The sequence below is a fragment of the Jannaschia faecimaris genome (assembly GCF_900107415.1).
Lineage (GTDB): Bacteria > Pseudomonadota > Alphaproteobacteria > Rhodobacterales > Rhodobacteraceae > Jannaschia > Jannaschia faecimaris.
In genome coordinates this window covers 98,018-112,143 of sequence record NZ_FNPX01000009.1, presented here as the reverse complement: position 1 = coordinate 112,143, position 14,126 = coordinate 98,018, and the positions used below count along the sequence as shown (strand labels likewise).

Here is a 14,126-nt window from a genome sequence, read left to right as displayed (position 1 = left end):
GATGCCACGCCACCGATGCGCGATGGAGCATTTCACCCAATCACCGACCGACGCGGCCTTCGTCCAAGACCCCTATGCGTTCTATGACCGCCTTCGCGCCGCTGGGCCCTTGGTGGTATGGGCAGACTACGACATGCCAGTAGCAGCATCGCACACTGTCGTCTCGGCCCTGCTCCGCGACCGGCGGTTCGGGCGAGAGGATCCGTTTCCACCGCCGCGCCCGGCGCATCAGGCGGGGTTTTGGGCGATCGAAGATCACTCCATGTTGGAGCTGGAGCCGCCGCGCCATACCACGCTGCGCGCGCAGGTAATGCGCGCCTTCACTTCGCGCCGTGTCACCGCTCTGGCCCCCGAAATCGAAGCCTTGTCGCATCAACTGATCGATGAATTTCCAGCAGGCGAATTCGACCTGCTGGACGCCTTCGCGCGCCCGCTGCCGGTGCGTGTCATCGCGCGCCTTCTGGGCGTACCTGAGGAAGACGCGCCATTGCTGCTCGCCTGGTCGAACGCGATGGTCGGAATGTACCAGGCCCGGCGTACTCGGGCCGACGAATTCGCCGCCGCGACGGCCGCGACCGAATTCACCACCTACCTGCACGACATCTTCAAACACCCCCAACCAGAAAGCCTGATCGAGCAACTCCTGATCGTCGCACAAGAGGGGAAGTTATCGCGAGCGGAGGTAACTGCGACCTGCGTGCTGCTTCTGAACGCAGGGCACGAGGCGACGGTGCATACTTTGGGCAACGGAATTGCGGGGCTGATCGGCATGGGACTTTGGGGCGCGCCGGTGACGCCCGACCTGGTGGAGGAAGTGCTTCGCCACGACCCTCCGCTGCACATGTTCACACGATACGCTTTGGCGGATGTGACGGTTCAGGGACACGATTTCCGGCGCGGTGACCGGGTCGGTTTATTGCTGGGTGCAGCGAATCGCGACCCCGCCGTCTATGCCGCGCCCGATCGTTTCGATCCGGCGCGCTTTCCCGACGCGCCGACATCCACGAGTTTCGGCGCGGGTCTGCATTTCTGCCTCGGCGCGCCGCTGGCACGGTTGGAACTGCTGCACGGGTTACGCGCCCTTGCCACCCGCTACCCGACCCTCAGGATGACCGTGCCGCCGCGATATGCCGCCATCTACCACTTTCACGGGCTGGAGCGATTGCACGTTCGCGCCGACTGAGGCGGAGACCTGCCGACGCGCGCCGCGTTACTGGACCCCGATGCGCTTTCGCGTGTTTGGATAGCAATGAAGGAGACACCGATGAAAACGCCCCTTGGGATCATCATGCTTGCGACGGCCGCCCTGACCCTCGCCCCCCTGCCCGCGCTGGCCGACGGCACGCGGGGCAATGGCAATAGTCAGAACCGCGTCGCCAATCCGTCGAACGGACATTGCCCACCCGGATTGGCCAAGAAAAACCCACCGTGCGTCCCGCCGGGGCAGGCCCGCCAGGCCGGATACCGTGTGGGCGACCGGCTCGACCGCGATTACGTGATCCTGTCGCGCGACCGTTACCGTCTGCCGCCCCTGCGCGATGGGGAAGCCTATGTACGCGTCGGCAATCAGGTCCTGCGCCTGGATCGGGACGAACGGATCATCTTGGATATCGTGGATCTGATTTTGAACTGAATGCACATCTGCGTTCAGCGTCCCTCCAGAAAATCGCGCGCCATGTCGGTCCAGCCGCGGGGCAACCCGTGGCCGCCGTCGTGCACCGCCAGCCGGACCGGTGCCCCGTCGCAAGATGCGGCCCAGTCGCGGATACGGTAGATATCCGTCATGGATATCTGATCGGGGTTGGACCGGCAGCCGTTTGCCACCTGCGCGCGATCCAGCGTTTCCCAGACCGAGCCTTGGTGCCAATCGCGGATTGCGCGCCCCTCGAACGGAACCTGACCGTCGGCGAAGCCGTGCACCTGCATCACCGGCAGGCCCCTCAGGCCCGCGCAATCCGTGGGATTGGGACGCCTGAGCGCCCCCGCGACCGAGACCATGCCCGCCAGATGCTCCCCCGCTTCGCAGGCCAGCAGCCATGCCATCGACCCGCCCGCCGAAAATCCGCTGGCGAACACACGGCTCCGATCCAACGGCAGGCGCGCGGCCACGTCATCCAGCACGGCCAGCGTAAAAGCCACGTCGTCGCGCCCCGCCCCGTCGCGCGCAGGATAGGAGCGGATATTCGATCCCTCGCGCAGCGCGCCGTTGGGCGCGATCAACAGATAACCGCTGTCTCCGAACGTGCCCTTCAACCCGCCCGACCGGAAAATCTGTGCCCCCGATCCGCGGTGCCCGTGGAAGAATATCAGCGCAGATAGCGGGCTTTCGCCGTCCCAACCCGTGGGCGGAACCAGATAATATGACCCGCCCGCAATCTCGCAGGCCGCATCGGGACCGCAGGGGATAGGCTGCGCGGCGACCGGGGCGGCCAGCAACAGGGCAAGGATCGTTAGTATCCGTCGCATGTGGGTCTCCATGTTTGGCGGGACGCTAGACTGCACGGACCAACCGGTCCAATGAAGATCGGGTCACTTTCGCGTGCGCAGAGCAACAGGCACAAGAGTGCCGCGTGTCAAGGTTCGCCGGGAAAGGTGCCCAGCCGTTCGATGAGGTAGCCGCCCGGATAGGTGGGCCTGGGTACGCTGGTAATCAGATGGGGACGCCGACGACGCGGCAACCAGCCCGCGATCCGGCCCCGCAGGCGCAATGCGAAGGGGACAAAACGCTGCATCCACTTTGGTGCTGGCTCCAATCCCATCGCCGCCAGCAAAGCAGGGTGCATCAGCGCACGCATCACGGGTCGGCCCAACGGCCAGAGCCTCCTTGGCAGATACATGCCCAGCATCAGGTCCATCGTGGCCCCCGCCACCTGCGCATTACTGTCGGCGTACCGGAAGTTCGCAGCCTCGTAGGCACGGTTGAACCGGTCGAACCCCCCGAAATCCTCGGGGATATCTGCAATCCCCATGCGCCCGCCCAGGTCGCGGTAATAGGCAACGATGGCGGCGCGCTCATCCTTCGTGACCTTGCGCCGACCAAAGCGGTCGATCCAGCGGACCGGTTCCAACACGAAGGTCGACAGAACATAGCGCATGTCGTCGTTCGAGATGCGATAGTTGGCGTGCATCGCGTTCATGCGAGCGAGCGCTGCCTGCCCGCGCGGACTGTCGAGACCGTTCTCAACCATCTCCGAGAGGATCAATTCGGTGTCATCGTACCGTTTGCGCGGCGCGCGTTCGAATTCGCCCGTCTTCGCCAGAAGCCCCGAAATCGACGGCACGGCATAGGTGCGGAACAGCGCAAATTCCAACGACCGCTCGATATCCCAGGCAAAATCCAGGGACGCGAGCCGGAATACCGTCTCCTCGTAGGTCGGGCGCACCGACCGGGTGCTCACTCCGCTGCGACCCTGCGCGCCGACAGAAGCGGCTTGAGGTAACGCCCCGTGTGGCTGCCTTCGATCTCGGCAATCTCCTCGGGGGTACCCACACCCACCAGCGTGCCACCACCGTCCCCCCCCTCGGGACCGATGTCGATCACGTGGTCGGCGGTTTTGACCACGTCGAGGTTATGTTCAATCACCACGACCGAATTTCCCTGATCCACCAATTCGTGCAACACTTCCAGCAACTTGCGTACGTCCTCGAAATGCAGGCCCGTCGTCGGCTCGTCCAGAATGTAGAGCGTGCGTCCCGTGCTGCGTTTTGACAGTTCTTTCGACAGCTTGACGCGCTGCGCCTCGCCGCCCGACAGGGTCGTCGCCTGCTGGCCCACCTTGATATAGCCCAGCCCCACCCGCATAAGCGCGTCCATCTTTTCGCGGATCGACGGGACCGCCTTGAAAAACTCCTGCGCGTCCTCGACCGTCATGTCGAGGACGTCGGCAATGCTCTTGCCCTTGAAGTGGATTTCCAGCGTCTCGCGATTGTAGCGCTTGCCCTTGCAAGTCTCGCATTCGACGTAGACGTCCGGCAGGAAGTGCATCTCGATCTTGATGACTCCGTCGCCCTGACAGGCTTCGCAGCGCCCACCCTTTACGTTGAAGCTGAAGCGGCCGGGCTTGTAGCCGCGGGTCTTGGACTCCGGCAGACCCGCGAACCAGTCGCGGATCGGCGTGAACGCCCCAACATAGGTCGCGGGGTTTGACCGCGGGGTACGCCCGATGGGCCGTTGGTCGATGTCGATCACCTTGTCGAGGTGCTCCAACCCCTTGACCGTCTCGCAGGGCGCAGGCGTCTGGCGCGCGCCGTTCAATTTCATCGAGGCCGTCTTGAACAGGGTCTCGATCGTCAGGGTCGACTTGCCGCCGCCCGACACACCCGTAATGGCGACGAATTTGCCCAGCGGATAATCGACCGTCAGCCCCTTGAGGTTGTTGCCAGTCGCCTTGACCACGGTGACCTTCTTCTTCGTGCCCTTGCGCCGCGTTGCGGGCACATCAATCATGCGACGTCCAGCCAGGTAGTCGCCGGTGATTGACGCGGGGTTCGCCTCCAACTCGGCGGGCGTGCCGTGGGCAACAACCGTGCCACCGTGGACGCCAGCGCCTGGCCCGATATCGTAGACGTAGTCGGCCTCCCGAATGGCTTCCTCGTCATGTTCGACCACGATGACGGTGTTGCCCTGATCGCGCAGGTTCTTGAGCGTGGTCAGCAAGCGGTCGTTGTCGCGCTGATGCAAACCGATGCTGGGCTCGTCCAGGACATAAAGCACGCCGGTCAGGCCGCTGCCGATCTGCGACGCGAGACGGATACGCTGACTCTCCCCGCCCGAAAGCGTACCCGCGTTCCGGCTCAGCGTCAGATATTGCAGGCCAACGTTGTTGAGGAACCCCAACCGTTCGCGGATTTCCTTGAGGATGGCGCGCGCGATTTCGTTGTTCTGCTTGCTAAGCGCCTTGGGCACATCGTCACACCACGCCAGCGCCTCGGCAATAGACATTTCAACGACTTGGCCGACGTGCTTCATGTCGATCTTGACGGCAAGAGCTTCGGGCCGAAGGCGGTATCCGCCGCAGGCCCCGCAGGGACGATTGTTCTGGTAACGCTCGAACTCCTCGCGCACCCAAGCGCTGTCGGTCTCGCGGTAACGGCGCTCCATGTTCGGAATGACGCCTTCGAAGACGCGGGAGACTTCGTAGATGCGCCCGCCCTCGTCATAGCGGAACTTGATCTTTTCGTCGCCCGAGCCGCGCAGGAACACCTGCTGGATCTTCTCGGGGAGATCCTTCCACGCCGCCTTCTGGTCAAAGCCATAGTGCTTGGCGATCGACTGAATCGTCTGGATGAAATACGGGCTCTTGCCTTTGCTCCAGGGGGAAATCGCCCCTTTCACCAGCGACAGAGTGACGTCAGGTACGACCAGCCGGTCGTCGAAGAAAAGCTCGTGCCCCAAACCGTCGCACTTGGGACAGGCCCCGAAGGGCGCGTTGAACGAAAACAGGCGCGGCTCGATCTCGGGGATGGTGAACCCGCTGACGGGACAGGCGAATTTCTCGGAGAACGTATGCCGCTCCGGGTCGCCTTCCTTGGGCGCGGTTTCAAGAATGGCGATGCCGTCGGCCAGATCCAGCGCGGTACGGAACGAATCCGCCAGCCGCGTCTCCAGCCCCTCGCGCACGACGATGCGGTCGACCACGACGTCGATGTCGTGGCGGAATTTCTTGTCCAGCTCGGGCGGGGTGTCCAGATCGTAGAATTCCCCATCGATCTTGACCCGCTGGAAACCCTGCTTGCGCAGTTCCAGCATTTCCTTGCGATATTCGCCTTTCCGGTCACGCACGATCGGGGCCAGCAGGTAACCGCGCGTCCCCTCCTCCATCGTCATGACACGGTCGACCATGTCCTGCACCTGCTGTGCGGTGATCGGTTTGCCGGTGGCGGGGGAATAGGGGGTACCCGCGCGTGCGAAAAGCAGGCGCATATAGTCGTAGATTTCCGTAACAGTGCCGACGGTCGAACGGGGGTTCTTCGACGTCGTCTTTTGTTCGATGGAAATCGCCGGTGACAGGCCCGAGATGTGATCCACGTCCGGCTTTTGCATCATGTCGAGGAATTGCCGCGCGTAAGCCGACAGCGATTCGACATAGCGGCGCTGCCCCTCGGCATAGATCGTATCGAAGGCCAGCGACGACTTGCCCGACCCCGACAAGCCCGTGATCACCACCAGTTGGTCGCGCGGGATGTCGACATCCACGCCCTTTAGATTGTGTTCCCGCGCGCCGCGGACTTCGATGTATTTCTGATCGGCCATATCGCCCCCGGACGGCTGCTCGGACTGGTGCAATGCCAAGACATAGGGAGGGGTCGCGGCGTTGCAATCGTTCACGTGGTCACGATGAACGATTCCGTGAAGAACATTTATGGAACGTCTAACACCTCGACTGCAGCGCGACCAGAGGCACGACGCCCGGACCAGAGCGACAATGCCAGCCCCAGAAGTGCGACCAGACCCATCAGCAAGGTCAGTCCCGGCATGCCGCCCGACGCAAAGACCAAAGCGAAGATCGGCGTGCCCGTAACGGTGCCAAGGTTGCCTAGCTGCGCAATCGCCCCCGTCGCGCGCGCCCGGTCGCCCGGTGCGATGTTCCATGCGGGGATCGCGGCGAAGCTGGCGCCGGGGATCAAGCCCATGAACACGAAGGACAGCTCCACCGTCAGCGGCAGGCCCAGCCCCGCGCCCAAGGCACCAATCGCCGTTCCCGCGTATCCGATCGCTACAACGTGGTGGGGTTCGAACCGGCGGCACAGCGCGCCCCCGGCGAGCGTCGAGGCGAGAGTGACCAGCGGCAAGACGGTGGCCAATATCGGGCGGCCCAACGCGTCTGGCAGAAAGGCAATCGCGGCAATGAACAGGAAGGTATAGCAAACAAAGCCCAAACCGGGTGCCATGTAGCGGATGGACCCGTAAATGGCACGATGGACAGCCACCGGGTCCAGCGAAACCCGTGCCCGCGGCAAGCGTGGCACCACGCGCCACATCACCGCGCCCAGCCCCAGCAGAAGCCCGCCATGCAGCGTGAACAAAAGTGGCAGCCCCCCGCGCCCCAGAATGCCCGGAAACACCTGCGCCGAAATTGCCAGAGATGCGCCGAAAAACACGGCCCAAAGGCCCATGACCAACGGGCGATCCCGGTCGCTGGCCGCGCCTGCCATCAGCGGCGGTCCGGCCACAACAAGTGCCAGATGCGCTACCCCCTCGACCGCACGGGACACCCCGAACAGCCAAAGCGGCGGCAACAACGCCTGCACCAAAGACATCGCGCCACCCAGAAACAGACCCACCAGAAACGTTCGCCCGATGCCGAACCCCGCGGCGATACCACCCGCCATCGGCCCCAACGTCAGCCCGATCAGACCGACCAGCGACACAAGGAAGGCCACCGCCGTCAGCGGCCGATCGAACGCCGTGGCGACCTGCGGCAGGGTAAGGGTGATCTTGCCGAACTGCGCGGCGGCCAGAAGACCCCCGCAGAAGATCAAGATCACGAGGAGCCAGTCGGTTCGTTTCGACATGCTAGTCCTTCAAATTGATCGGCATCCTGAATGTATCCCGACAATTATAGAAAAAATTATGCGCCCGTAACGCCTTAATGGCATTTTATTATAGTTTTTCTGGTTGCATCGGATCCGCGACTGCATGAACGAGTGCCCACGTTTAAATAATGAAATTACAATCAACTTTCGGTCGCTGTCGCTTCGTGGTCGCGGGTCCTGCAGCTGCACAAGATACTTTAGGCACAGCGAACATTGATTGGTCTGGAGCCTATATTTCCGGAACCATTGGCCGGGCAAATTACGGTGTCGAAACCGACATTTCTGGCCCAACATTAACTCTCTCTGAAAATGACCTCGGATATTCCATTTCTTTAGGTCATCAAGTCCAGACCGGCCGTGTGGTTGTAGGCGGAGAACTATCAATCTGGGATGTCGCCGGTGAAATCGAAGTAGCAGGCGTTGGATCGACCGAAATCGACCGCGGCCTCAGTGCTGCGGTCAAGCTCGGCTACGAGATGGGTGAATCCTTGATCTACGGAACAGCTGGCTATTCAAATGTTAAATTCAGCCTTAGCCGCCTCGGATCGGAAACCGAAGATGGCTACAATTTCGGTCTTGGCATAGACTTCAAAGCGACCGACCGGGTGACATATGGTGTCAATTATACCAGCCACAACTTCAGCCTCGAGTCGGGGGGTGGACCGAACGTAAGCGTCTTTTCCGATGTGGTTGGGTTCAGGATGTCCTATAGCTTTTGAGCCGCGAGGGGGCGGCGGTCACCGCCGCCCCTTTTTCGCGCTCAAAAGTGGATCGCGCGACCGTCGGCATCCAGAACGGACTCGTGCATCATCTCGGACAGGGTGGGATGCGGGAAGACGGTGTGGGCAAGGTCTTCCTCGGTCGTCTCCAACTGCCGGCCGATGATGTAGCCCTGGATCAGTTCAGTCACTTCCGCGCCGATCATGTGCGCGCCCAGAAGTTCCCCGGTCTTCTTGTCGAAGATCGTTTTAACAATGCCTTCCGGCTCTCCCAAGGCGATGGCCTTGCCGTTGCCGATGAAAGGGAAGCGTCCGACCTTGATGTCGTGGCCCGCCGCCTTTGCCTTCGCTTCGGTCAGGCCGACGCTCGCCACTTGGGGGTGGCAATAGGTGCAGCCGGCGATGCTCTCGGGCTTTACCGGGTGCGGGTGCATCCCCGCGATCAATTCGGCGACCATGACACCTTCGTGGCTGGCCTTGTGCGCCAGCCATGGCGCACCAGCGATGTCACCGATAGCGTACAGACCCTCGACCCCGGTCCGGCAATATTCGTCGGTCAACACATGGGTGCGATCGATCTTCACGCCCAACTCTTCCAAGCCCAGGCCCTCGACGTTGCCGACGATGCCCACGGCCGAGATCACGGTATCAAACTCGTGCTTCTCGGCCTTGCCGCCCACTTCGATAGTGGCGATGACCTTGGCCTTCTGGCGGTCCAGCGATTTGACGACCGCCTTCTCCATGATCTTCATCTTCTGCTTTTCGAACTGCTTCTTGGCGAACTTGGAAATCTCCTCGTCCTCTACTGGCAGGATGCGATCCATCACCTCGACCACGGTCGTCTCGGCCCCCAGAGTGTTGTAGAAGCTGGCGAATTCGATGCCGATGGCGCCCGACCCGATGACCAGCAGCTTTTTAGGCATGTGGGGCGGGACCAGCGCATGCTTGTAGCTCCAGACACGCTCCCCGTCGGCTTCGAGCCCCGGGAGATTACGGGCGCGGGCTCCGGTGGCAAGGACGATGTTCTTCGCCGTCAGCTCCTCGGTGCCCTTGTCGGTCTTGACGGAGACTTTGCCTTTCGCCGTGACCTTGGCCTCACCCATGATGGTCGTAACCTTGTTCTTCTTGAACAGGTGGCCGATCCCGCCAGCCAATTGTTTAGCCACCCCACGCGAGCGTTTGACCACCGCGTCGAGGTCGTAGTCGATGCCCGTTGCCGACAGGCCGAACTCCTTGGCGCGGTGCATCAGGTGGAACACCTCGGAGGATCGCAGCATCGCCTTGGTCGGCAGGCAGCCCCAGTTCAGGCAGATCCCGCCAAGGTGTTCGCGTTCGACGCAGGCGACCTTCAGCCCAAGTTGCGCGGCACGGATGGCAGCCACATAGCCGCCAGGGCCGGCACCGATCACGATCAGGTCGAAGTTCTGGGCCATGATGGGATACCTTTCGAGAGTCTCGGTCAGTTGTTCAACGTTGAACTATTCCATCCGAAGCTGCCTGAAAAGCGCAGGCCCTGCAATGCCGCCTTGCGACTGTTGCAGGACCCCGGCGTCAGCCACCCGCCGTGCCCAGTCGTGCGACTTGTGCCGACCACCGCTCAACCAGTCCGGGTTCGGGGTGACTGGCACCGGCGATCCACGTAAAACGGGTCGGCTTGATTCCAACGAAGGCGAAGACTTGGCCGCGCAGCTGTCGCAGCAAAGCGTTGCCATAGACGAAGCGCATGAACCACGACGGCGTATCCGACGTCACGATGACACGTGCGGTGCGCCCGACCAGAAGTGGGGCCGGCATTCCGATTTTCGATGTCACGCGCGGGTTGAAGGCCCGTCCCGGCACGAACGCACGGTCAATCAGCGCCTTCAGTCGCGACGGCATCCCGCCCCACCACATTGGCAGCGACAGGACGACATGCTCGGACCATTCGATATTGCCCATGACGGCCTCCAGATCGGGCTCCAACGGCTTCGACATGGGGTCATTCCCCTGCCCGAAGTCGGCCGAAAAGCTCAATTCGCTCAGGTGGGCGACCCGCACCTCATGCCCGGCGGCGCAGGCCTTTTCGGCATAGGTTTCGACGAAGCTGCGCGACAGGGATTTTTCCGCGGGATTTCCGTTGAGGATGAAGATGCGTTTGAGTGTCATTGTGTGCTCCATAAACTGACCACGGTCATATTATTTATTAATTGACCGTGGTCAATATATTAATTTGACCTGGGTCAATTTATGTGGCACCTCAGCCGAATGGCTCGGATGATGCAAAAACGGACGCTCGAAACACGGGCGCGCCTCGTCTCGGTGGCCGAGGATATGGTCGCTTCAAAGGCGTTCGAAGCCCTTCGGGTCGAAGACGTCGTGCAGGCGGCGGGCGTCGCCAAGGGCACCTTCTTCGCGCATTTTAAAGACAAGGACGCGCTGATGGATCGGCTTATCGGCGACCGTATGAATGCAGAACTGGACCGGGTTGATACCGACACAGCGCCGTCGGGTGTGACGGACATCGTGGACCGGATGTTGCCATTACTGACCTTCATGACCAGCGAGCGCTATGTCTTCGACGTGATCCTGCGCTATTCCGGTGCCGCCGCGCGCGAGGAGATCGGCGTGATCGCCGGCACCTTCGCCCGACAGATCGAGATCTTCGAGCGTTGGATCGCCGCCGGACCGTTTCGCCAAGACGTTTCGCCCGCCCTTCTGGCCGAGGGGGTGCAGGCCTTCGCCGTTCAGGTCATGGCGCTGAGGTTCTGCGCGCTGCACAGCGAAAACGGTCTTCGTGATCCGCTGATCGCTTATCTGAAGGCGTGGTTGCGCCCGTCGGTTCAGACCTCTGCCTGAAGCTTCCGCAGGACCGCACCATAGGCCCCCGCGTCAAGAAACGCGCGCTCCGCCGCCGAAGTCTTCCGCCCCAGAACCTCGTTTCGAAACGGAAAACGACCGAACTGACGGATAATTTCCCGGTGCGCCCGCGCATGGAGCAGCATCAGAGGAGCATCCATGCGCATCATGATCAGGCGAACGGCCTGTTCCTGGTCCTGCATGACCTCCGAATGCTCCAGCGGCAGATAGAAGAACTGCCGCGCCGAGCCTTCGATCTTCAGATCGAAACCCCGCCGGATTGCCGATTTCGTGACTGCCCGCGCCAGCCAGTCGGTCGAAAAGGCGCGCGCATGCCCCCGCATCATGTTGCGCGACATCTGGTCTGTCAGGATCAGCAGCGCCAACGACCCGCGGGCCGTCGCCCCCCAAGATCCATGCAGATGCTCAGCGGCCTCCCAGGTTTCGAAGAACCGGTCGCGCATCTGGTCGTCCAGCGCGTCATCCTTTTTGTACCAGTCGGCGGGCGTCAGCTCGGAGAACCAGAATCGGTTGACCTCATCCGCGGTGCGCAACGTCATGCGGCTTCCCCTTTTGCATCTGTGGTGCCCTCGACAGCTTGTTCCTCCCAGCCCTCGATTACCGAGTCCATGGTGACCGAAGTCGTCGCCATGGGAGAAAGCACGACATAGCTGCTTTGATCTTCGTCCATCGGCAGAACGCCACGCCGCATCATCCGCCACACGGCGTACACGGCCAACGCGACCATCAGCACGCCAAGAAAGATGAAGAACCCGGCCGGTCCCGCAAAGCCCATCAGCCAACCTGTGACCAGCGGGCCACCGACGGCACCTACCCCATTGACGAATAACAGCTGAGCCGAGGCCGAGGCCATATCCTCGGGTTGGAGGTAGTCGTTCGTGTAGGCCAGCAGGATCGCATAGAGTGGATTGGCCATCCCGCCGATGATGAACGCCGAGACATATAAGCCGTTCACACCACCTAACCCCGTCGCACCCAACGCGCAGGCCACTGCCCCCACGATGGCCCCGATCACCACCATCAGGCGGCGATCAAGCCGGTCCGACGCCCAACCGATCGGATATTGCAGCACCAGCCCGCCCAGATAGATGGCCGAGACGAACAGGGCGATCTGCACCGTGCTCAGGCTGGCCGCCGCGCCGAAAACACCCGCCATTCCGAACAGCGCCGAGAACACCGCCCCCAGAAGGAAAACACCAACAAAGCCCAGGGGCGACACGTGGTAGAGGTCCTTGAAGGACATCGGCTTCGCGCTCTCGAACGGTGGAACCGGCGTGGCCGAAAGCAGGATCGGCGCGAATGCCAGCGACACCAGCACCGAAACGATGATGAACAGCGTAAAATCGCTGGCATCGCCCAACGCGAACAGCGCTTGGGCCGCGACGATCCCGATCATCTGCGCAATGATGTAGAGCGACAGCGCCCGACCGCGTGTCGCGTTCGTCGTAGTGTTGTTCAGCCAGCTTTCGGAAACGATGTAGACGCCGCAGAAACAGAACCCCAACACCAGGCGCAGCGCGACCCAGGCAATCTCGTTGGTCAGCAGCGGATACAGAATCAGACCCGCCGAGGCGAGCGAGCCCAGGAAGGCAAAGACTCGCACGTGACCGACCTTGCGGATCAGCCGCGGCACCAACTGCGAGCCCAGCAGGAACCCCGCAAAATAGCTCGACATGATGATCGACATGGATCCGGTCGAGAATCCTTCGATACTCCCCCGTACGCCCAGCAGCGTACCCTGCATCCCGTTGCCGAGCATAAGCAGCATGATTCCGACCAGCAGGGCCCAGGAATTGCGAATGACAGAAAGCATATCGGGGGCCCTTCGGTCCGGGAGAATTTCGAATCGCGCCTACGCCCGATGGAACGATGCGTCCACCCCATTTGCGACACGGTCGATTCTGCCCGGAGGATCCTTGCGCACCACTAAGCGGCCACGGTCGATTTCGCGATTGGTGCCCCCTCACTCCGGCAGGAGTAAGGACGCGTCTCCATAGCTGAAGAAGCGGTATTTCCCGGCGATTGCATGCGCGTACATCCGCAGCATTCGGTCGCGTCCCATCATAGCGGAGACCAGCATCAGCAACGTCGATTGTGGGAGGTGGAAATTGGTAATCAGGCCGTCAGCGACACGGAATTCATAGCCCGGATAAATAAAGATTTCCGTATTTCCCCTGAATGGCGCGATCTGCCCGGCGACCGCGGCGCTTTCAATCAGGCGCAGGGCCGTCGTTCCAACCGGGATGACGCGCCCGCCGTTGGCCTGCGTTTGTGCGATGGCTGCGGCGGCCTCTGGCGTCACTTCGCCCCATTCGGCGTGCATCTTGTGCGTCGTCACGTCTTCCACTTTCACCGGCAGGAAGGTGCCGGCACCCACGTGCAGGGTCACTTCGGTGAAATCGACGCCCTGTGCGCGCAACTCCTCCAAGAGGGGTGCATCAAAATGCAGACTTGCGGTGGGTGCGGCAACGGCCCCGGAATGACGCGCCCAGACCGTTTGGTAGTCGTCGCGGTCTTGGGCATCGGGCGCGCGCTTGGCGGCGATATATGGCGGAAGAGGCATCTGCCCCGCCGCATCCAACAGCGCATGAACGTCTTCTGGCGCGCAGTCGAAGCGCAGGGCCACGTCCGTCGCGGTCCGGTCCACGATGATGGCACGATGACCTGCGTCCAGTTCGATCGTGTCCCCGATTTTAAGTTTGCGAAGCGGTTTGACCAGTGCCCGCCAGCTGCCGTCGGGCTGCGCGGCGGTCAGCGTGAACTCCACCTTGGCGCGCCCGGACCCGTCCGTCGTGTCCCGCACACGCGTGCCGTTCAGCCGCGCGGGAATCACCTTGGTATCGTTCAGGATCAACCGGTCACCCGGTCGGAGCCAGCGCGGCAGGTCGGTGAACACGGCGTCGGTGATCGCATCCCCCTGTCCCACCATCAACCGGGAGGAGGAGCGGGGCGACGCAGGCCGCGTCGCAATCAGGTCGTCCGGCAGATCGAAATCGAAATCAGAGAGTTTCATGC

General features: G+C 62.1%; 13 protein-coding genes. 4 read left to right on the top strand and 9 right to left on the bottom strand.

What is annotated here, in order from left to right; all coding sequences use genetic code 11:
• The first annotated feature begins 22 nt into the window (after nucleotides 1–22).
• Nucleotides 23–1,183: a cytochrome P450 gene (locus BLV27_RS11375; RefSeq protein ID WP_092646015.1), complete on the top strand. Its 1,161-nt coding sequence runs from the start codon at nucleotides 23–25 to the stop codon at nucleotides 1,181–1,183.
• A gap of 81 nt (nucleotides 1,184–1,264) precedes the next feature.
• On the top strand, nucleotides 1,265–1,633 hold the full coding sequence (locus tag BLV27_RS19755) for an RcnB family protein (RefSeq protein WP_244504628.1): 369 nt from the start codon (nucleotides 1,265–1,267) through the stop codon (nucleotides 1,631–1,633).
• A 14-nt stretch (nucleotides 1,634–1,647) separates the two neighbouring features.
• Here the strand turns inward: BLV27_RS19755 and BLV27_RS11365 are convergent, their stop codons facing one another.
• The 4 genes from BLV27_RS11365 to BLV27_RS11350 form a co-directional block, all read right to left on the bottom strand.
• The gene (locus tag BLV27_RS11365) at nucleotides 1,648–2,466 is read right to left on the bottom strand and encodes a CE1 family esterase (RefSeq protein WP_092646012.1); all 819 of its coding nucleotides are present in this window, start codon (nucleotides 2,464–2,466) and stop codon (nucleotides 1,648–1,650) included.
• 107 nt (nucleotides 2,467–2,573) lie between these two features.
• Nucleotides 2,574–3,398 (bottom strand): oxygenase MpaB family protein, encoded by an 825-nt coding sequence (locus BLV27_RS11360; protein ID WP_211605504.1) that lies wholly within the window; start codon nucleotides 3,396–3,398, stop codon nucleotides 2,574–2,576.
• Nucleotides 3,395–6,253 (bottom strand): excinuclease ABC subunit UvrA, encoded by a 2,859-nt coding sequence (gene uvrA, locus BLV27_RS11355; RefSeq protein WP_092646071.1) that lies wholly within the window; start codon nucleotides 6,251–6,253, stop codon nucleotides 3,395–3,397. The genes BLV27_RS11360 and uvrA overlap by 4 nt, the downstream gene beginning before the upstream one ends.
• A 107-nt stretch (nucleotides 6,254–6,360) precedes the next feature.
• Nucleotides 6,361–7,515, bottom strand: coding sequence for an MFS transporter (locus BLV27_RS11350; protein ID WP_092646010.1), 1,155 nt, complete (start codon nucleotides 7,513–7,515; stop codon nucleotides 6,361–6,363).
• 149 nt (nucleotides 7,516–7,664) lie between these two features.
• Between BLV27_RS11350 and BLV27_RS11345 the strand changes: the two genes are divergently transcribed.
• Nucleotides 7,665–8,255, top strand: coding sequence for an outer membrane protein (locus BLV27_RS11345; protein WP_092646008.1), 591 nt, complete (start codon nucleotides 7,665–7,667; stop codon nucleotides 8,253–8,255).
• 41 nt (nucleotides 8,256–8,296) lie between these two features.
• On the opposite strand, the gene lpdA is transcribed toward BLV27_RS11345, so the two are convergent.
• Both lpdA and BLV27_RS11335 read right to left on the bottom strand, forming a co-directional pair.
• Nucleotides 8,297–9,691: a dihydrolipoyl dehydrogenase gene (gene lpdA / locus BLV27_RS11340; protein WP_092646006.1), complete on the bottom strand. Its 1,395-nt coding sequence runs from the start codon at nucleotides 9,689–9,691 to the stop codon at nucleotides 8,297–8,299.
• Nucleotides 9,692–9,806: 115 nt separating this feature from the next.
• Nucleotides 9,807–10,400 carry an NAD(P)H-dependent oxidoreductase gene (locus tag BLV27_RS11335; RefSeq protein ID WP_092646004.1) on the bottom strand — a complete coding sequence of 198 codons (594 nt, stop codon included), beginning with the start codon at nucleotides 10,398–10,400 and terminating at the stop codon, nucleotides 9,807–9,809.
• A gap of 99 nt (nucleotides 10,401–10,499) precedes the next feature.
• Between BLV27_RS11335 and BLV27_RS11330 the strand changes: the two genes are divergently transcribed.
• On the top strand, nucleotides 10,500–11,090 hold the full coding sequence (locus tag BLV27_RS11330) for a TetR/AcrR family transcriptional regulator (RefSeq protein WP_092646069.1): 591 nt from the start codon (nucleotides 10,500–10,502) through the stop codon (nucleotides 11,088–11,090).
• On the opposite strand, the gene BLV27_RS11325 is transcribed toward BLV27_RS11330, so the two are convergent.
• The 3 genes from BLV27_RS11325 to queA all read right to left on the bottom strand — a co-directional run bounded on the left by BLV27_RS11325 (nucleotide 11,075) and on the right by queA (nucleotide 14,124).
• Nucleotides 11,075–11,650, bottom strand: a complete 576-nt coding sequence (locus BLV27_RS11325; RefSeq protein ID WP_342024714.1) for a DUF924 family protein — start codon at nucleotides 11,648–11,650, stop codon at nucleotides 11,075–11,077. The two genes, BLV27_RS11330 and BLV27_RS11325, sit on opposite strands and share 16 nt — an antisense overlap.
• Nucleotides 11,647–12,924 carry an MFS transporter gene (locus BLV27_RS11320; RefSeq protein WP_092646002.1) on the bottom strand — a complete coding sequence of 426 codons (1,278 nt, stop codon included), beginning with the start codon at nucleotides 12,922–12,924 and terminating at the stop codon, nucleotides 11,647–11,649. The genes BLV27_RS11325 and BLV27_RS11320 overlap by 4 nt, the downstream gene beginning before the upstream one ends.
• 150 nt (nucleotides 12,925–13,074) lie before the next feature.
• Nucleotides 13,075–14,124, bottom strand: a complete 1,050-nt coding sequence (queA, locus tag BLV27_RS11315; RefSeq protein WP_092646000.1) for a tRNA preQ1(34) S-adenosylmethionine ribosyltransferase-isomerase QueA — start codon at nucleotides 14,122–14,124, stop codon at nucleotides 13,075–13,077.
• Nucleotides 14,125–14,126 lie beyond the last annotated feature (2 nt).